Below are 17,032 nucleotides of genomic sequence, written 5' to 3'. Positions count from 1 at the left end.
GCGAAGTCCGGCCCCCAAGCCGCCGGGCGGCACGGGGTACGGCGCATCGAACGAGGGCTTGGGTCAGTACGGGACGGCTAAGCTCAGTCGTCGGTCTTGAGCTGTTGCCAGAGATGGGTTTCGAGCCGCATGATCTCGACCGGCAGCGGGACGATCGGCGTCAGCGTGCGCAGCTGCTCCGGGCCCGGATAGACGGTCGACTCCTTCAGCACGTCGGCGCGTATCATCGGCCGGGCGCCGGGAATCGCGCTCGGATAGTAGGTGTCGTTGGTCAGGTTCGCGCTTTCGCGATCCGACAGCACGAAGTTGATGAACTTCAACGCGGCATCGGGATTCGGCGCGTCTTTCGGCACCGCCATCATGTCGAACCAGACGACGCTGCCCTCCTTCGGAATCACATAGCGGATCTCGTACGCGCGCTTGGCGTCGAGCGCGGTGACGCGGGACGTATTGACGTCGCCCGACCAGCCGAGCGCGATGCAGATGTCGCCGTTGGCCAGGTCGCCGATATAGCTGCCCGAATTGAACTGGCCGATATACGAACGAACCGATTTCAGCAGCGCATACGCGGCGCGATAGTCGGCCGGGTTCGTGCTGAACGGGTTCTTCTTCAGATAGATCAGCGCCATGCCGAAGACATCCATCGGCGCGTCGATCAGCGAAATGCCGCACTTCTGCAGCTTGGCTGCGTATTTCGGATCGAACAGCAGCGCGAGCGAGTCGAGCGGCGCATCGGCGCCCAACGCCGCGCGCACGCGCTGCAGGTTCATGCCGATGCCGTCCGTGCCCCAGCTCCACGGAATCCCGTAGTCGTGGCCGGGGTCGTCGCGATCGAGCAGCTTCATGAGCGCCGGGTCCAGATGCGCGAAGTTCGGGATCTTCGACTTGTCGAGCTTCTGGTAGACGCCGGCCTGAACCTGCTTGGCCCAATAGGCGTCGGACGGCACGACCACGTCGTAGCCCGAGCTGCCGGCGAGCAGCTTGGCCTGCAGCGTGTCGTTCGAATCGAATTCGTCGTAGTGGACCTTGATGCTTGTCTCGTGCTGGAAGTTGGCGACCGTGTCGTGACCGACCGAATTGCCCCAGTTGTAGACCGATACGCTCTCGCCCGCCAACGCCCCCGCCGGCTTGCCGAGCAAGCAGGCGCACATCAGCAGCGATGCGCCCAGTACCCCGTGCAGCTTGTTCATGATTTCTCTCCTGTCGATCAGAGCTAGCGCTTTAGCGCTTACTCTGATCCCATGCTGTGGTTGCTTGGAGTTAGTGCTTTAGCACTTACTCCAAGCCCGGAGCGGTCGATGCGTCGATCGCCATCGGCGCCGGCCCGCGAGCGGACCGGATGCCCTTGGAGAGAAGTCTAGGGACGCCAATTTGCCGAGCTTGCCCTCCCCTGCGGGGGACAAGGGATTACACGTAAGAGGTAGGCCGCTAAGACTCCGCGCCGAGCTCGACATACCGGCTCGCCGCCGACAGCAGCCACGACTCGAACGCCTTCAGCAAGGGCGAATTCTGCTTGTGCTCGGGATAGACGAGGTAATAGCCCTTGTCGCTGCGCAAGGACACGTCGCAAGGCAGCGTCAGCTCCCCGGTGCTCAGCTCGCGCGACACGAGGAATCGAGGCACGAGCGCAATCCCCAACCCGGCACGCGCGGCCTCCACCAGCATCGTGAACAGCTCGTACCTCTGCCCCTTCATGCAGTCGACGTCGTGCACGCCGGCCTGCGCAAACCACTGCCGCCAGGCGTCGGGGCGCGCGGACTGATGCAGCAGCGTGAAATTCGCGACCTCGCGGGGCTCGATCCCGGAGCGCCCTCCGAGCAGCTGCGGACTGCACACGGCCGTCATCTCCTCGCCGAACAGATACTCGGCAAGCGAGCCGGGCCAGACCGGATCGCCGAAGTGAATCGCGGCGTCGAACGGCGTGTCGGTGAAGAGGAACGGCTCGGCGCGCGTCGTCAGGTTGACGATGATGCCCTCGTGCGCCTCGTAGAACTCCGGAAGGCGCGGGATCAGCCAGCGCGCGGCGAACGTCGGGATGACCGCGAGCTCGAGAATGCCGCCCGCGTTGCGGTGCGCCATCGCCGCCAGCGTGTCGCGCTCCATTCTCTCGAGGTTTTCGCGGACCTGCCTCGCATAGATCTCGCCGACGTCCGTGAGGCTGAGCCGCTTCTTGACGCGATTGAAGAGCGGCACGCCCAGGTACTCCTCCAGGATCGCGACCTGCCGCCCGACGGCGCTCTGCGTCAGGGCCAGCTCGTCGGCGCTGCGGGTGAAGCTGAGGTGGCGGGCTGCCGCCTCGAATGCGATCAGGGCCTCGATGCTCGGAATCTTTCGTCTCACGGATCCTTCCTCAAACGCACAACGTCGCGAGTTTATATCGTTTGCCGACGGCGGACTATGCCGCAACAATGGCTCATCTCTCGCAAAGACATGGCGCGAAGCAAGGACGGGAGACAACGCAAAGCGATTCCTTGCTTCTTCTCATTCGCATAGAACTTCGATATCCAAAATGATGACTTTCGAAAGCACCGCCGGCTTCATCGACGACTCGTTCCCCCCGCTCGGCAAGCCTTCCACGGCTGCGCCGGCAAGCGACGACCGCCCCTCGCCCTACGCCACCTTGCTGCAAGCGCCGATGTCGTCGCTCGCCAGCAACGTGTCCGAGCGCGCGGACGTCTCGTCGATCGCGATTCTCGGCTACAACTGATCGAGGGGTGAGCGATGCACCGCATTGTCGTGGTCGGTGGCGGCGCGGGAGGCCTCGAGCTGGCGACGCGCCTCGGAGACAAGCTCGCCAAAACGAAGCGCGCTCACGTCACGCTCGTCGACCGCTGCCCGGCGCACGTCTGGAAGCCGCTGCTGCACGAAGTGGCGACCGGCAGCCTCGATACCCAGGTGCATCAGATCGAGTACGCGGCGCAGGCGCGCTGGCATCACTTCGATTTCGTCCTCGGCGAGATGGTGGGACTGGACCGCGCCTCTCGACGCCTGCAGCTCGCCCCGGTATTCGATTCGGAAAGCGCCGGCGAGGAGGTGCTCCCCGCCCGCCTCATCGAATACGACACGCTGGTGCTCGCGCTCGGCAGCCGGACTCACTTCTTCGGCGTACCGGGCGCGCAGGCCAACGCGATTACGCTCGATACCGTCGAGCAGGCGGAACGCCTGCGCCGCCGGCTGCTTCAGACCTGCGTCCGGAACCAGGCCCACAGGACCGCCGGCGGACGTGAGACGGTCAACGTCGCGATCATCGGCGGCGGTGCGACCGGCGTCGAACTGGCCGCCGAGCTTCGCAGAATGGAAGCCGGGTTTCGACAGTTCGGGCTGCACGCGTCAGGACGCGGCAGCGACATCCGGGTGACGCTCATCGAAGCGGGCTCGCGCATTCTCCCCGCGCTGCCCGCCACGGTTTCCACAACCGCAAGCGGCTTGCTTGCGAAGCTCGGCATCGACGTCTCGCTTTCCGACCGGGTCATCGAAGTCGGGCCGCACGAGGTCAAGACGCTGAGCGGACGCGCGATACCCGCCGACATCACCATCTGGGCCGCCGGCATCAAGGCGCCGGACTGCCTTGCATCGCTCGATGGGATCTCGGTCAATCGCATCAATCAGGTCAACGTGTCGCGTGCGCTGCAGAGCGAAACGGACCCGAACGTATTCGCGCTCGGCGACTGCGCGAGCTGTTCGTGGACGGAAGGCCGCATGGTTCCGCCGCGTGCTCAAGCGGCTCACCAGCAGGCCATGTTCCTTGCCAAAGCGTTTCGAGCGCGCATCGAAGGGCGGCCCATCGGGCAGTTCACCTATGCCGACCACGGCTCTCTCGTTTCGCTCGGGTCCGAATCGGCGGTGGGCAGCCTGATGAGCGGCATTGCGGGCAAGAGCATCTTTCTCGAAGGCCTCGTGGCGCAACTCATGTACGCAGCGCTTTACCGCAAGCATCTCGCCGCGGTGTCGGGGATGCGGCGCGCGCTGGCCAATCTGGTGGCGCAGGCGCTGAGGCGGGTCACGGCGCCTCGCGTCAAGCTTCACTGAAAACGGACACTAGGTCCTGTTCACTTTTCCACTTGCGCTCCTCCACGCAGGAACACCCAACGCAAGATCGCTCCAAACAAAGCGGTGCCCAAGATCGCCCGGATCACCGGCAGGGCTTTGGCATCCAACGTCGTGCGGAACACGGATGGCTGGCAACCGAGGCGCTGAAGATGATCCGCCCAGATCTTTGCGCCCGCATGACCGGCAAGACGGCGTTGTTGATCCTCGCCATCCCGCCATGTAAGGGGCGAGAAAAATCGCTGCGGCGCTTGGCATCGCGACGTTCACGGCGTCGAGCGTGGCCTCGATACCGTGGAGCTCGACCGTTTTGCCGGTTCGCACGCGCGCCCAGTTTTCGATCATGACCGCGACGGCGATCCAAAGGTCATAGCCGCGCGCCTCGGCGACGGCGCGGCCTGACCTTCGGCGGCATGCGCATGCAAGGCCCGGCGCTCGGCGACCGGCAGCCGCTCGAGTGCCGCCCGGCGCAGGGCCTGGTGGCGAAACCGGTATCGGTCGTGGTCGAGCGGAAACAGCAGGCCCGCCTCGACTATGCGCGCCATCGAAGGTGTGCGCGTTTATCGACTTCCTCGTCGAGCACTTCGACGCAATGGACCACGAGCTCAGATGGACGCAGCAGCGGCCATGACGCGCACCGCCGCGCGAGCGCTCAGAACCTGTGGCGAATGCCCACGCGCAGCCGTACTGCTGCGCGATATCGCGGCGACGGCGGTCTCAGGCCTGCGCGGATTGCGTGGTCTGAGCCGCGTGGCGCTCGTGCCCTCGGCGGCAATGGAACGCCGCGATCGATGCCAGCGCGGCCGGAATCGCGAAAATGACGAATAGTGAGGTTTGTGAAATGTTCATCGCGAGCAACACGCCGCCGAGCATCGAGCCGACGATCGAGCCCAACCGGCCGATGCCGAGCGCCCAACTGATACCGGTCACACGGCTGCCGGTCGGATAGAACTGCGCGGCATACGCGTTCGCGCCAATCTGCGAGCCGCTGATGCAGAACCCGACGCCCGCAACCGCCAGCATCAACAGGCTACCGTTCGCCACGCCGACCGCCGCGATGAAGAACGCTCCGGCCCCGTACGCGGCGCTCAGCACGCGCGTCGGCGGCAAGCGGTCCATTGCGCGGCCGATCACGAGCGCGCCGACGGTTCCGCCGACCTGGTAAAGCATCATCAGACGCGACACATCGGCAAGCGTCATGTTCGCGTTGTGAGCGATGGTCGGCAGCCAGTTCGTCATCAGATAGACGATCAGCAAGCTCATGAAGAAGACGCACCACAACAGCAGCGTGCCGACACGAAAGCCCGCGGCAAACAGTTGCCGCACAGGCGAGCCGGCCGGGCGCGTTTCGGACAGGATGAACGAGGTGTCGTCGCCGAAATCGTGCTGCACGATGCGCGACAGCAATGCACGGATCGCTGCGGGCCGCGCGTTGCGGGCGACCAGAAAACCGACCGATTCAGGCAGCAGCAGCGCAAGCACCGGCGCCAGTGCGAGCGGCAGCACACCGCCCGCGACGAGCACCGCGCGCCACCCGTACAGCGGCACGAGGTGCGCGGCCAGCACGCCGCCAAGCCCCGAGCCGAGCGTGAAGCCGCAGAACATCACAGTGGTGAGAAAGGATTTGCGGCGCTGCGGACAATACTCGGACGTGAGCGCAATCGCATTCGGCATCGCGCCGCCAAGCCCGAGCCCCGTGACGAAGCGCAACACGATCAGCACGACGATCGTCGGCGACAAGGCGGAAGCGAGGCTCGCGACGCCGAAGAACGCGACGCAGGCAAGCAGCGTCTTCTTGCGGCCGATCCGGTCCGCGACAGGCCCAAACGCGAATGCGCCGACCATCAGCCCGGCGAGCCCTGCCGCGAACAGTGCGCCCAATACCGACGGTCCGATCTGCCACGCCTGCCGCAACGCTGGCGCGATGAAGCCGACGCACGCGGTATCGAGACCATCGACAGCCACGACGCAGAACGACAGGAACACGACGAGCCACTGGAATCGCGAAAATTGCTGTGCGTCGATCCACGCACGAACGTCGACGGGTGCGGTGAGGAACTGCATGAGATCTCCTTGTCTGCCTTCTTCGCCGCCACCGTTGCGGTTGGCGGTCCTTTTGCATGGCGCAAAGGTACGGGCGCATCGAAGCACGTGTCGACGTGGATCGATGAATAGTCTTCATTCACCGCAGTGATAAGAAGCGTCGCGCCCTCAGGGCAGTGGAGTACCGGCCGGCCTGGGATAAACCTCAGGTCCGGGAGGGGCCGGCGTCCCGCGTATCGAGTTCCTGCTCGAGCGCATCGAGCCGCTGGTATACGCCGGCCAGCATGTTCTTCAACTGCTTCAGTTGCGCGGCGGACAAGCCGCCCACGGCCACCTGCTCGAAATGCTGGGCAATCGGCATCAATTCCGCGAATAGCGCCTCGCCCCGGTCCGTCAGGTTGATCGCGACCGTGCGCGCGTTGTTTTCGAGCCGGCTGCGCGATACCAGTTCGTCGCGCTCCATCGCGCCGATCAGCCGCGACAGCGTGGACAGTTCGATCGTGGTCATCTCGCTCAGGTCGTTGAGCCGCTGGTCGGGCACCTCGTGCAGCGCGGCCATCACGCGGTACATCGGCAGCGTGACCCCGTACGACGCAATGCGCCGGGAAAACAGATCGCCCATGCGCACGCCGACGCGGTTCAGCACATACGGAAAGGAATCGGTGAGCTTGTACACGAATCGGGGCCCTCGAAGTGATCGATGAATTCTATCAAATGCAAGGATTGCACCCACACAATTTCCATTTACAACAGTTGCATTTGAAAGTATTCTGCGGACCAGAAGGATGCCCCGGCGCATCCCGTCCAAGGAGACATCGGCATGGACACCTCTTCCATTCCACCACCCGGCGTCAGCGCGCCGTTCCGCGCCGCGATGCGCCGCGTTGCGTCGACCGTGACCATCGTCACGGCGGCCGACGAACTGCGCCATCACGGCATGACGATGACCGCGGTCAGCTCGCTCTCGATGGCGCCGCCGTCGATGATCGTCTGCGTAAACCAGTCGACGCTGCTGCACGAAGTGCTGCTGTCGGCGCGGCATTTCTGCGTGAACGTGCTGCGTCACGACCAGTCGTCGATCTCGACCGCGTTCAGCGGCGCGGTTTCCGCTGACGAGCGCTTCAACGTCGGCGCATGGCGACGGCACGCGGACGGTCCCGGCTATCTCGACGACGCGCAGGCGAACGTGTTCTGTCGCAAGGTGGCCGCCATGCCATTCGGCACGCACACGATCTTCGTCGGCACCGCGACCGAGGTGCTGCTCAACGAAGACGCGGAACCGCTGCTCTATCGCAACGCGGCCTATTGCGTGCCGCACTGACCCGCTTACGACCCAGCATCCCACGAGGTGATTTCAATGATCGCGACAGAGAAAGAACGCATCAGTCCGGCCCCATCTGTACCAGAGAGGCCGCGTCCCGACGAGTTGCGCGCGCGGCTTGCCGCACTGCACAGCGAGATCGCTGCCGCCGCACAACAGGTCGAAGCGGAGCGTCGCGTGCCGTCGCGCAGCATCGACGCGCTACGCGACGCCGGCTACTTCGACATCGTGCGGCCCGCCGCTTTCGGCGGCTACGAATACGACTTCTCGACGCTCGTCGACGTCAATATCGATCTCGCCGCGCAGTGCGCGTCGACGGCATGGGTCGCGGGGCTGCTGTCCGCGCACCAGTGGCTGGTCGCGAGCTTCCCGGCCGAGGCGCAGCACGACGTGTGGTCCGGCAGCCCCGATGCGCTCGTCTGCGGGTCCTATGCGCCGGCCTGCGAAGCACGGGCGGCGCCCGGAGGCTTCGTGCTCAGCGGGCGATGGAGCTTTGCGAGCGGCTGCGACTGCGCGCAATGGTCGCTATGCGCGGCAATGCTGCCTGCCGGCGGCGACCGGCCGCATCCGACGCCTGCCTTCCTGCTGGTACCCGCCACCGACTATACGATCGACGATACGTGGCACGTCGTCGGACTCGCCGGCACCGGCAGCAAGACGCTCGTGCTCAACGGCGTGTTCGTGCCCGCGCACCGCGTGCTGACCTTCGCCGACTCGACGAGCGGCCGAACGCCGGGCGCGAAAGCATACGCGCACCATCCGGGCTTTTCCATCCCGATGCTGTGCAACATTCCGTCGTGCCTCGCATCGACCGCGGTCGGCGCTGCACGCGGCGCGCTGCACGACTATCTCGAACGCACCGCGCGGCGCGTGACCCGCGGCGCGGTCGCGGGCGCGCACAACCGGATGGCTGAATTTCCGACAGTGCAGTTGCGCGTTGCCGAGGCGTCCGCATGCATCGACGCCGCGCGCCAGGTGCTGTTGTCGGACCTGCTCGCGCGCGAAGGAACCGTGCGCGACGGCAAGGCCGTCGACATCGACGAGCGGATCATCAGCAGGCGCGGCCAGGCGTTTGCCGTGTCGCTTGCGATCCGCGCGACGGAAGCGCTCAACGCGTCGACGGGCGGACAGGGGCTCGACCTGTCGCATCCGGTGCAGCGCGCGTGGCGCGACGCGAACGCGGTCGGCCGGCATATCAGCATGAACTGGGACGCCGTCGGCACGATGTATGGACAGCTCGCGCTCGGTCTCGAGCCCAAGGGGCAGTACTGATCCCCTCTTTTTCTAGGGTGACGCATATGAACGGAAAGATTGCGCTCGAAGAGCACTTCGCTATCGAAGAAACGGTCGCCGATTCTGCAGGCTTCGTGCCTGCCTCGTACTGGCCGGAATTGAAGGCACGTCTGCTCGATTTACACGAGCGGCGCATCGCGGAAATGGACCGGCACGGCGTCGAACTGATGATCCTGTCGCTCAATGCGCCGACCGTGCAGGCGATTCCCGACACCCATGCGGCCTGCGAGCTTGCACAGCGCGCGAACGACTTTCTGGCGGCGCAGATTGCAAAGCGGCCGGACCGCTTCAAAGGCTTTGCCGCACTGCCGATGCAATCGCCCGAGCGCGCCGCGCGCGAACTGGAGCGCTGCGTGAAAGAACTGGGCTTCGTCGGCGCGCTCGTCAACGGCTTCTCGCAGACGAGCGACGATACGCTGCTGTACTACGATCTGCCGCAGTACCGCCCGTTCTGGGCCTTAGTCGAAAAGCTCGAGATACCGTTCTATCTGCATCCGCGCAATCCGCTGCCGGCACACGCACAAATCTATGCGGGCCATCCGTGGCTGCTTGGGCCCACCTGGGCGTTCGGTCAGGAGACCGCCGTGCACGCACTGCGCCTGATGGGCTCGGGCCTGTTCGACGAATTTCCGGCGCTGAAGATCATTCTCGGCCACATGGGCGAAGGGCTGCCGTACAGCATGTGGCGCGTCGACAACCGCAACGCGTGGGTCGATACCGCGCCGAACTATCCGGCGAAAAAGCGGATTGCCGATTACTTCCACGCGAATTTCTATCTGACCACGTCGGGAAATTTCCGCACGCAGACGCTGATCGACGCAATGCTCGAAATCGGTGCGGACCGGCTGCTGTTCTCGACTGACTGGCCGTTCGAAAACGTCGATCACGCGACGCAATGGTTCGACTCGGCGCCGATCAGCGAGAACGACCGCCTCAAGATCGGCCGTACCAATGCGGCTGCGCTCTTCAAACTTCACGACTAGCCATCGCAACAAGCTCACTGCCACACCCATGGCCCCTGAAGCACCGGCAGCACCCGGAGGCCGCCGCCACGACGCGGCGCCCCGCTCACGACAAAACATGGAGCGAGACAATGCAGCCCCCTGTCATCGAGGTACACGAGGAACTGGCCGGCGCGCGCGTCGGCCGGCTTCTGCATCATCGGCGCGCAATTCGTGCTGAACAATTTCACGGCCGCGTCGTACGACACGCACGTCCGCGCAACCGGTGTCGGCATGGAACTGGCAGTTGGGCGCGTCGGCGCGATTCTCGGGCCGTATCTCGGCGGCGTGCTTCAGCAGATCCATCGCGGTCCGCAGACCACGCTGCTTGCAATCGGCATCGCGGCAGCCGGTGCAGCGGCAATCGTGCTGCTCGCGCGCCGCACACCGGTCGAGCCGGAGGCAATGGTGTCGCTATCGACGAAACCGCTGGTGCATTCGTGACGAGACAGGCACTCGGTGCTCCGCGAACATTCACGCGCGGGGATCGCGCAAGCCATCCCCGAGCGTGAACTGTTCCACTGTCTGCCTGAGTTGCGCCGCCTGTTCCCTTAGCGCCTGCGAAGCCGCCGTAATCTGTTCGACGAGCGCGGCGTTCTGCTGCGTCACGTCGTCCATCTGCGACACCGCCTTGCTTATCTCGCCGAGACTGCGGCTCTGTTCGTGCGATGCAGTGGCAATCGCACCGATCAGGCCGGCCATCTGCTGGATCGCGTCCTGCATCTCGCCCATCGCGTCCTTCACGCCCAGCGCTTCGTTCAACCCTTGCTCGACGGAATGCCCCGACGCATCGATCAATTGCTTGATCTCGCGGGCCGCGCTCGATGCGCGTTGCGCGAGGCTGCGCACCTCGGCCGCGACCACCGCGAAACCGCGCCCGGCTTCGCCTGCGCGTGCCGCTTCGACCGCGGCATTGAGCGCGAGAATATTGGTCTGAAACGCGACGCCTTCGACCAGTCCATTGATGTCGGCAATCTTGTTCGCGTTGCCGCTGACCGCCTCCATCGTCGCCACCATGCCGGTTACTGCCGCATGATTGCGGCCCGCGAGCCCGACCGCGCTCGCGGCGAGCTCGCTCGCCTCCTGTGCATGGCCGGCGTTCTGCTGCACGACATCGGTCAACTGCTGCATGCTCGAAGCGGTCTGTTCGAGCGATGCCGCCTGCTGCTCGGTACGCGACGACAGGTCCTGATTACCGGATGCGATTTCGCTGGTCGCGCGCGACACGCTTTCGGTCGAGCGATAGACCGTCGCAACGGTTGCCTCGATGCGGCCGAGCATCCGGTCGAACTCCGCCGCCGCGCGGCCGAACTCGTCGGTGCTGCGGCGCGCGGCACGGCGCGACAGGTCGAGCGTGTCGGCCAGTTCGGCGAATTTGGCACGCATGCGCAGCAATCCGCCGTAGACCACCCTCATCAGGCTCGTCATGCCCGCCAGTGCCGCGACGAAGAGCACGACCGCCAGCGCAAGCTCGATACTGAAAGCGGCCTGTGCTGACAGCACCGGAAAGCCCGCAAGCGCGGCAACGGCGACCAGGCCCGTGGCCAATGCGCCGGCCACGCAGGCCCCAAACGAGATGAGAATGATCTGCCGTACCGAGAGAGCGGGAAAGCGCATGTCGGGGTCCCCTGTCGTTATCGTGTGGCGGGTTGTCTACCCGCCTTCTGTCGCTACGCTACGAAGTGAAACCGTCATTCCGCGTCCGGTTGACATGACGGATGCGCACGGCGAAACGCCTCGATCTGCTCGCATACCTGATCGACCGCGTGCAACGTCGGATATGCACTGACGTCCACACCGAAACGCCGCGCGTTGAACAGTTGCGGCACGAGACAGCAGTCGGCCAGCGTCGGCGTGTCGCCGAAGCAGAACGCGCCGCGCCCGGGTGCATCGCGCAGTTGCGTGTCGAGCGCGGTAAGCCCTGTTTCGAGCCAGTGCACGATCCAGCGCTGTTTCTGCGCGTCGCTCAAACCCAGTTCGCCGGTCAGAAACTTCAGCACGCGCAGATTGTTGAGCGGGTGCATTTCGCACGCGATATACAGTGCCGTCTGCCGGACCTGCGCGCGCGCTGCCGGGTCGCGCGGCAACAGCGGCACGTCAGGATAGCGCTCGTCGAGATATTCGAGCATTGCAAGCGATTGCGCGATGCGCGTGTCGCCATCTTCGAGCAGTGGCACGAGCTGCTGTGGATTGAGTGTCGTGAAGCGATCGCCGAACTGCTCGCCGCCGTTGCGGTTCAGATGCACTGGCAGATACTCGTACGCGAGCCCCTTCAGATTGCACGCAATGCGCACCCGGTACGACGACGAGCTACGAAAGTAGTTGAAGAGCCGCATGATCAGATCTCGATGAATACGTCGCCGTTCTCGACCTTCACCGCGAGCGTCGCGATGTCTTCCGTCAATGGCTCGCACAGCGCGCGGCCGTTGCGCACGTCGAACTTGCCCTGATGCAGCGGGCACTCGATTTCGTGGCCATCGAGAAAGCCGTCGCACAGCCGCGCATGACCATGCGTGCAGATATTGTCTGTCGCATACACGTCGTTGCCGACCCGATACAGCGCGATTTCACGGCCGCCTGCATGTGCGGCCGCCACGTCGTCGGCGGGTAGCTCAGTGAGTGCGATCACCCTCGTCCATTGTCCAGGCATGTCGTTCCTCAGATCGGATAGATAATCGAATTCGGGATCATTTCGCTGTCGAACACGCACAGCTTCGACTCGAATTTCAGGCCATCGCCGGTGCGCCGGATCACGTCGATATAGCGGCCGACGTTGAACGGCTCCGTCATCCCGTCAGGCTTCGTGCGAAACACCGCGTAGCTCGCCTCGGCTTCGATGCGCTCGTCCGTCACGCGCAGCACGCGCGGCACACCGATGACGTGGCGCTGGTAGTACGGGTCATGAAAGATCGTTTGTGTGATCCCGTATACGCGGTCCTTCAGCATGCCGCGGCTCTCGAACGACAATGTTGCGAGCGGCAGTCCGCGTTCGTGGTTCTCGCGCGGCTGCAGCCGGTACGAGCAGTCCTCGGTGAAGAACATGGGCCACTTGTCCCACTCGCCGTCGTCGAGCGCAGCGGCATAGTCGGCATACAGCGCGACGAGTGCGTGCCAGCTATTGAAATCCAGCATGTCAGACCTCCATCACGCGACGCCAGTAGTCGTACATGCCGCGAATCAGCGTCTCGGTCACCATGTGGTCCGTGTTGCCGATGTCGCGTCCGCCCAGTTCCGCGAGCGTGCGGCCGTCCTGCTTCCTGCCGAAGCCCTGCTGCGAAAACTCGATGACCTCGCCGTCGTCGGCGGACACGAAGCCCGCAGGACCGAACAGATTCGCCTGACGCAGACGGCGCTGCGTCATTTCCGGCGCATCGTCTTCGAAACCGAAGTGCGTCCACACGAAATCGAACGCATCGGGACCGGCCGGCTGAATGTGGCGCGTCGAGACCGAATTCACCTGCTGCTGAATGATCACGCTCGGAAACAGCGTCATCAGCACCGCGGTCGGGCCTTCCCACCACGGCTCCTGCACCACGTCGAGAAAGCGGTCGTCATGCAGCGTCATCTGCTCCTTGAAGCTCGTCACGCCGCTCGTCACCTCGCCCTTGCCACCCGTGCCGCGCGTCGAGATCATCGCCGCATGCCGGAACTGGTCGTCCATCTTCAGTTCCGAGCGGTTGTCCGCGCGCCATAGCCCGAACGTGACGAACCACGTATGCAGCAAGCCGGGGTGATACGGGTCCTTGATGTTCTCCTGCATCAGCTTCCAGTTGCCCGGAATGCGCTGACGGTTGTAGCCGAGAATCGTCAGCTTGCGGCCGTTGAAGAGCCGGTCGAAGTAGCGCAGGATGGTCGGCCCGAGGTAGTCTTCGAGCGTCGGCACATCATGATCGAACGACGCGAAGATCACGCCGTTGCGGCATGCGACTTTCAGTTGCGTCAAACCATGCTGCTTCGGATCGAAATCGGCCGGCATGCCGCCGTTCACCTTGCCGTCCTGCTTGACGCCGCGCCTGAACGGCACGCCGATCAGGTTGCCTTTCAGATCGTAATTCCACTGGTGATACGGGCATGTGAAGTCCTTGCGATTGCCGAACTTCTCGCGGCAAAACTGCACGCCGCGATGCGCGCACACATTCTCGACGACATGGATCGCGCCATCCGCTGCGCGCGTCGCGATCACCGAGCGCTCGCCGACTGCGGTCCGCTTGAAGTCGCCCGGATTCGGAATCTCCGCTTCGAGCCCGATATAGCACCAGTGCCCGGCGTAGAAAAAACGTTCGAGTTCGCGCCGGTAGATGTCGGCGTCGGTGTATGCCCAGAATGGAATGCGGCTCGAACCACCGCCTTCCCATTTACGCTCGCCCGTTTGCACGGTCTCTGTCATGACTGTCTCCGTCGATGCCTGTGCGGTTCCACTACCTGAAGTTGTGCGCCGCGGCACGCGCCAAAGCGCACCGCGTACGCAACGTCACATCGCACCGCGTCATGCCGCCACCCGCACGACGATCCGGCCGAGCCCGTCGATTGCGCCCTCCATCAGGTCGCCGCGCACCACGGCGCCGACCCCTTCCGGCGTGCCCGTCATGATCAGATCGCCGGGCTCGAGGCTCTCGTATTTCGACAGGTACGCAATGCTTTCCTGCACCGACCAGATCAGCTTCGCGATGTTCGACGACTGGCGCACCTCGCCATTGACGGTCAGCCGGATGTCCGCCTCGGCCACCGCCCCCGCGTCGGCTGCCCGATAGAGCGGCCCGATCGGCGCGGACTTCGAAAACGACTTGCCGAATTCCCACGGACGGCCCTTGTCGCGCGCTTCGAGTTGCAGATCGCGGCGCGTCATGTCGAGGCCGACCGCATAGCCATAGACGTGTTCGAGCGCACGATCCGCGTCGATGTCGGAACCACCCTTGCCGATTGCGATCACAAGCTCGATCTCATGATGGAAGTTGCCCGTCATCGGCGGATACGGAATTGCCATTTCCGACTCGCCCGCCTGGACCACCGCATTCGCGGGCTTCATGAAGAAGAATGGCGGCTCGCGATCGGGGTCCTTGCCCATCTCGCGCGCATGCGCCGCATAGTTGCGGCCGATACAGAACACGCGGTTGACCGGGAACAGACCCGGCTCGCCCGCCACGGCGAGCGTGTGGACAGGCGGTGCGGATATGACGAAGCTCATCTCGGAAATCTCCATAAAATGCTCAGGACAATTTATCCTCGCGCCACAGGCCAAGTCCCTGTTGCACCGGGCGGTCGGAAAAGCTGAAGAGGATCATGTCCGCCGACCCGCGGAACTGGTGAACCGTCCACGACGGCACCACCAGCACGTCGTTCGGCGCAAGATCGAAGGTCCGCTCGCCGACCGTCGCGCGCCCTTCGCCTTCGAGGCAAACGAACACGGTGCTGTCGGTGCTGCGGTACGGGCGCGTTTCAGTGCCGGCTTTCAGACGCCGCGCGAATGCGCCGATCGTCGGCATCGGCGATGCGCCCGTCGCCGGATTCACATAGCGGAACGCGTGGCCGTGCCACGGGTCGGCCGGCGTGCCTTCGAGGCCCAGCAGCGCGTGCTTCGTCTGACGGTATGGATAGACGAATACTGGCGTTGGACCGGAGGCGGACTGATAGAAGTCGATCGGCACCATGTTGTGTCCATAGCGCAGCAGTGCATCGCCTTCGGGCCGCGCCTCGCTTTGCATCTGCACCGGCGCTTTCTCGGCAAAGCCCGCATCGAGAAACTGCACGAGCGGAATGTCGAGGCCATCGAGCCACACGACCGGCTCGTCGCCCGGATTGCCGTGGTCGTGCCACGTCATCGACGGCGTGATGATGAAGTCGCCGCGCCGCATCGTCGTGCGTTCGCCATCGACCGCCGTGTATGCGCCCTCGCCTTCGAGCACGAGACGCAGCGCGGATTGCGCGTGCCGATGCGCGGGCGCCACTTCACCGGGCAGTATCAGTTGCAGCCCTGCATAGAGGCTCTGCGTGATCCGCGACTGGCCGCGCACGCCAGGGTTTTCGAGAATCAGCACGCGGCGCTCGGCCTCCTGCGCGCTGATCAACTCGCCCGCTTCGAGCAGCGTGTCGCGCAGCGCGGCGTAGCGCCAGTGCGCCGGCACGATCGACGGCCGCGGCGCAGGCGGCACGAGTGCGTGCAGCACTTCCCACAGCGGCGTCAGATGGTCGGCCGAAATGCGTTCGTAATACGCTTGCCGCGCACCGGCGACGGCTGCGGAATGCTCTCTTTGCATCGATGGTCTCCTTGATCAGACGCCGCTCGGATAGAACGCGTCCGCATAGATATGCTCGGGCCGGATGCCCTTGCGGCCGAGCAGCAGCGTGGCTGCATCGACCATCAGCGGCGAGCCGGCGAGGTACGCGCGCCAGCCGTCGAGCGACTGCCAGTCGCTGTCGACGATCTGGGTCACGACGCCCGTGCGCCACGGTCCCGGCCCCGGCGACGACGCGACCACGACATGCGTATGCAATCCCGGATGCCGCGCTTTCAGTTCGTCGAGCCACGCGGCGCCGTAGATGTCGGCAGGCGTGCGCACGCCGAAGTACACATGGATCGGATTCGACATGCCCGCATCGATCGCCCCTCGCACGATCGACAGCACCGGTGCGAGCCCGGTACCGCCTGCAATGCAGACGATCGGACCGGTGTGCTTGCGACGCAGATACGCAGTACCCAGCGGACCGCTGACGCGCACCGTGTCGCCGACCTTCAGCGTCGACGCGATATACGACGTGACGCGGCCGTCCGGCACCACGCGCACATGAAACTCGAGCCCATCGCCTGCACCGGTGCAGGCCATCGAATACGGGCGGATATGTTCGGGCGTGAATTTCAGCGTCGCGTACTGGCCCGGAGAAAACTGCAGCGGCTTCGACATTGCGAGCCGGATGCGCAGGATGTCGTGCGTCTGCGGCTCGATCGCAGCCACGGTCGCCTTGACGATCCGCGCGGGATTCACGACAACCTCGTCCGGCTCGGGAATCTCGATCGCGCAGCTTTCGATAAGGGTCGCCTGACACGCCAGCACCGACTCGCCCGCGCCCATCGGCGAGCGCGACTCTTCGGGCCCGGTTTCGAGCACGCGGCCGCCGACGATCTTGCAGCGGCACGTGCCACAGCGGCCCGCCATGCAGCTATACGACACCGGCACCTGGTGCGCGAGCAGCGTCTCGAGCAGGTTCGCTCCGGCCTCGACGGCGAGGTTCCGTTGCAGCGGCAAAACGGCGACTTCCATGACGGTCCTGTCTCCACGATTCTTCTGATGTGCCGACATGGTGCTCTCACCAATGGTATTGGCAAAGAGAA

Annotated in this window: 19 protein-coding genes; 6 read left to right on the top strand and 13 right to left on the bottom strand. The window is 64.6% G+C overall.

The annotated features are described in order from the left end of the window. Positions 1 to 83: 83 nt before the first annotated feature. Both FAZ69_RS16885 and FAZ69_RS16880 read right to left on the bottom strand, forming a co-directional pair. The gene (locus FAZ69_RS16885; protein ID WP_136896197.1) at positions 84 to 1,190 is read right to left on the bottom strand and encodes an extracellular solute-binding protein; all 1,107 of its coding nucleotides are present in this window, start codon (positions 1,188 to 1,190) and stop codon (positions 84 to 86) included. 238 nt (positions 1,191 to 1,428) lie between these two features. Next, positions 1,429 to 2,340, bottom strand: coding sequence for a LysR family transcriptional regulator (locus tag FAZ69_RS16880; protein ID WP_136896196.1), 912 nt, complete (start codon positions 2,338 to 2,340; stop codon positions 1,429 to 1,431). Between the two features lie 169 nt (positions 2,341 to 2,509). Here FAZ69_RS16880 and FAZ69_RS16875 point away from each other — a divergent pair, with 169 nt between their 5' ends. Together FAZ69_RS16875 and FAZ69_RS16870 are read left to right on the top strand one after the other, a co-directional pair. Further along, on the top strand, positions 2,510 to 2,707 hold the full coding sequence (locus tag FAZ69_RS16875) for a hypothetical protein (RefSeq protein WP_136896195.1): 198 nt from the start codon (positions 2,510 to 2,512) through the stop codon (positions 2,705 to 2,707). A 14-nt stretch (positions 2,708 to 2,721) separates the two neighbouring features. Continuing rightward, the gene (locus tag FAZ69_RS16870) at positions 2,722 to 4,029 is read left to right on the top strand and encodes an NAD(P)/FAD-dependent oxidoreductase (protein WP_136896194.1); all 1,308 of its coding nucleotides are present in this window, start codon (positions 2,722 to 2,724) and stop codon (positions 4,027 to 4,029) included. Between the two features lie 359 nt (positions 4,030 to 4,388). Here FAZ69_RS16870 and FAZ69_RS16865 read toward each other — a convergent pair whose 3' ends face one another. From FAZ69_RS16865 to FAZ69_RS16855, 3 genes are all read right to left on the bottom strand, one after another. Continuing rightward, a complete protein-coding gene (locus FAZ69_RS16865) occupies positions 4,389 to 4,592 on the bottom strand; it encodes a hypothetical protein (protein ID WP_136896193.1) in 204 nt (67 codons plus the stop codon). Positions 4,593 to 4,764: 172 nt separating this feature from the next. Continuing rightward, on the bottom strand, positions 4,765 to 6,111 hold the full coding sequence (locus FAZ69_RS16860; protein ID WP_136896192.1) for an MFS transporter: 1,347 nt from the start codon (positions 6,109 to 6,111) through the stop codon (positions 4,765 to 4,767). A gap of 184 nt (positions 6,112 to 6,295) precedes the next feature. Further along, positions 6,296 to 6,766, bottom strand: coding sequence for a MarR family winged helix-turn-helix transcriptional regulator (locus FAZ69_RS16855; RefSeq protein WP_136896191.1), 471 nt, complete (start codon positions 6,764 to 6,766; stop codon positions 6,296 to 6,298). Positions 6,767 to 6,910: 144 nt separating this feature from the next. On the opposite strand from FAZ69_RS16855, the gene FAZ69_RS16850 reads away from it, so the two are divergent. From FAZ69_RS16850 to FAZ69_RS16835, 4 genes are all read left to right on the top strand, one after another. After that, entirely contained in the window at positions 6,911 to 7,411 is a 501-nt protein-coding gene (locus FAZ69_RS16850; RefSeq protein WP_169708673.1) for a flavin reductase family protein, read from the top strand. A gap of 36 nt (positions 7,412 to 7,447) precedes the next feature. Beyond that, positions 7,448 to 8,683, top strand: coding sequence for an acyl-CoA dehydrogenase family protein (locus FAZ69_RS16845; RefSeq protein ID WP_136896190.1), 1,236 nt, complete (start codon positions 7,448 to 7,450; stop codon positions 8,681 to 8,683). A 26-nt stretch (positions 8,684 to 8,709) separates the two neighbouring features. Further along, the gene (locus tag FAZ69_RS16840) at positions 8,710 to 9,687 is read left to right on the top strand and encodes an amidohydrolase family protein (RefSeq protein WP_136896189.1); all 978 of its coding nucleotides are present in this window, start codon (positions 8,710 to 8,712) and stop codon (positions 9,685 to 9,687) included. 192 nt (positions 9,688 to 9,879) lie between these two features. Further along, complete coding sequence (locus tag FAZ69_RS16835) at positions 9,880 to 10,149, top strand: hypothetical protein (RefSeq protein WP_240702275.1); 270 nt, start codon at positions 9,880 to 9,882, stop codon at positions 10,147 to 10,149. Positions 10,150 to 10,179: 30 nt separating this feature from the next. Here FAZ69_RS16835 and FAZ69_RS16830 read toward each other — a convergent pair whose 3' ends face one another. From FAZ69_RS16830 to FAZ69_RS16795, 8 genes are all read right to left on the bottom strand, one after another. Beyond that, positions 10,180 to 11,322 (bottom strand): methyl-accepting chemotaxis protein, encoded by a 1,143-nt coding sequence (locus FAZ69_RS16830; RefSeq protein ID WP_136896188.1) that lies wholly within the window; start codon positions 11,320 to 11,322, stop codon positions 10,180 to 10,182. Positions 11,323 to 11,396: 74 nt separating this feature from the next. Then, complete coding sequence (gene maiA, locus FAZ69_RS16825) at positions 11,397 to 12,041, bottom strand: maleylacetoacetate isomerase (RefSeq protein ID WP_136896187.1); 645 nt, start codon at positions 12,039 to 12,041, stop codon at positions 11,397 to 11,399. Between the two features lie 2 nt (positions 12,042 to 12,043). After that, on the bottom strand, positions 12,044 to 12,355 hold the full coding sequence (locus tag FAZ69_RS16820; RefSeq protein WP_136896186.1) for a non-heme iron oxygenase ferredoxin subunit: 312 nt from the start codon (positions 12,353 to 12,355) through the stop codon (positions 12,044 to 12,046). An 8-nt stretch (positions 12,356 to 12,363) separates the two neighbouring features. Beyond that, complete coding sequence (locus tag FAZ69_RS16815) at positions 12,364 to 12,837, bottom strand: aromatic-ring-hydroxylating dioxygenase subunit beta (protein ID WP_136896185.1); 474 nt, start codon at positions 12,835 to 12,837, stop codon at positions 12,364 to 12,366. 1 nt (position 12,838) lies between these two features. Next, positions 12,839 to 14,092 (bottom strand): aromatic ring-hydroxylating dioxygenase subunit alpha, encoded by a 1,254-nt coding sequence (locus FAZ69_RS16810; RefSeq protein ID WP_136896184.1) that lies wholly within the window; start codon positions 14,090 to 14,092, stop codon positions 12,839 to 12,841. 99 nt (positions 14,093 to 14,191) lie between these two features. Beyond that, on the bottom strand, positions 14,192 to 14,890 hold the full coding sequence (locus FAZ69_RS16805) for a fumarylacetoacetate hydrolase family protein (protein WP_136896183.1): 699 nt from the start codon (positions 14,888 to 14,890) through the stop codon (positions 14,192 to 14,194). Positions 14,891 to 14,912: 22 nt separating this feature from the next. Continuing rightward, positions 14,913 to 15,959: a gentisate 1,2-dioxygenase gene (gene gtdA, locus FAZ69_RS16800; RefSeq protein WP_136896182.1), complete on the bottom strand. Its 1,047-nt coding sequence runs from the start codon at positions 15,957 to 15,959 to the stop codon at positions 14,913 to 14,915. A 15-nt stretch (positions 15,960 to 15,974) separates the two neighbouring features. After that, positions 15,975 to 16,961: a 2Fe-2S iron-sulfur cluster-binding protein gene (locus FAZ69_RS16795; protein ID WP_136896181.1), complete on the bottom strand. Its 987-nt coding sequence runs from the start codon at positions 16,959 to 16,961 to the stop codon at positions 15,975 to 15,977. Between the last annotated feature and the right edge of the window lie 71 nt (positions 16,962 to 17,032).

This window comes from Trinickia terrae, assembly GCF_005144415.1.
GTDB classification, from domain to species: domain Bacteria; phylum Pseudomonadota; class Gammaproteobacteria; order Burkholderiales; family Burkholderiaceae; genus Trinickia_A; species Trinickia_A terrae.
This window is presented reverse-complemented; position numbering and strand designations above follow the sequence as displayed.

What these genes read in the sequence shown, in the direction of transcription:
- FAZ69_RS16885 (WP_136896197.1), bottom strand. Translation starts at nt 1,190, where the DNA reads ATGAACAAGCTGCACGGGGTACTGGGCGCATCGCTGCTGATGTGCGCC.
- FAZ69_RS16875 (WP_136896195.1), top strand. Translation starts at nt 2,510, where the DNA reads ATGATGACTTTCGAAAGCACCGCCGGCTTCATCGACGACTCGTTCCCC.
- FAZ69_RS16870 (WP_136896194.1), top strand. Translation starts at nt 2,722, where the DNA reads ATGCACCGCATTGTCGTGGTCGGTGGCGGCGCGGGAGGCCTCGAGCTG.
- FAZ69_RS16865 (WP_136896193.1), bottom strand. Translation starts at nt 4,592, where the DNA reads ATGGCGCGCATAGTCGAGGCGGGCCTGCTGTTTCCGCTCGACCACGAC.
- FAZ69_RS16860 (WP_136896192.1), bottom strand. Translation starts at nt 6,111, where the DNA reads ATGCAGTTCCTCACCGCACCCGTCGACGTTCGTGCGTGGATCGACGCA.
- FAZ69_RS16850 (WP_169708673.1), top strand. Translation starts at nt 6,911, where the DNA reads ATGGACACCTCTTCCATTCCACCACCCGGCGTCAGCGCGCCGTTCCGC.
- FAZ69_RS16845 (WP_136896190.1), top strand. Translation starts at nt 7,448, where the DNA reads ATGATCGCGACAGAGAAAGAACGCATCAGTCCGGCCCCATCTGTACCA.
- FAZ69_RS16840 (WP_136896189.1), top strand. Translation starts at nt 8,710, where the DNA reads ATGAACGGAAAGATTGCGCTCGAAGAGCACTTCGCTATCGAAGAAACG.
- FAZ69_RS16830 (WP_136896188.1), bottom strand. Translation starts at nt 11,322, where the DNA reads ATGCGCTTTCCCGCTCTCTCGGTACGGCAGATCATTCTCATCTCGTTT.
- maiA (WP_136896187.1), bottom strand. Translation starts at nt 12,041, where the DNA reads ATGCGGCTCTTCAACTACTTTCGTAGCTCGTCGTCGTACCGGGTGCGC.
- FAZ69_RS16820 (WP_136896186.1), bottom strand. Translation starts at nt 12,355, where the DNA reads ATGCCTGGACAATGGACGAGGGTGATCGCACTCACTGAGCTACCCGCC.
- FAZ69_RS16815 (WP_136896185.1), bottom strand. Translation starts at nt 12,837, where the DNA reads ATGCTGGATTTCAATAGCTGGCACGCACTCGTCGCGCTGTATGCCGAC.
- FAZ69_RS16810 (WP_136896184.1), bottom strand. Translation starts at nt 14,092, where the DNA reads ATGACAGAGACCGTGCAAACGGGCGAGCGTAAATGGGAAGGCGGTGGT.
- FAZ69_RS16805 (WP_136896183.1), bottom strand. Translation starts at nt 14,890, where the DNA reads ATGAGCTTCGTCATATCCGCACCGCCTGTCCACACGCTCGCCGTGGCG.
- gtdA (WP_136896182.1), bottom strand. Translation starts at nt 15,959, where the DNA reads ATGCAAAGAGAGCATTCCGCAGCCGTCGCCGGTGCGCGGCAAGCGTAT.
- FAZ69_RS16795 (WP_136896181.1), bottom strand. Translation starts at nt 16,961, where the DNA reads ATGGAAGTCGCCGTTTTGCCGCTGCAACGGAACCTCGCCGTCGAGGCC.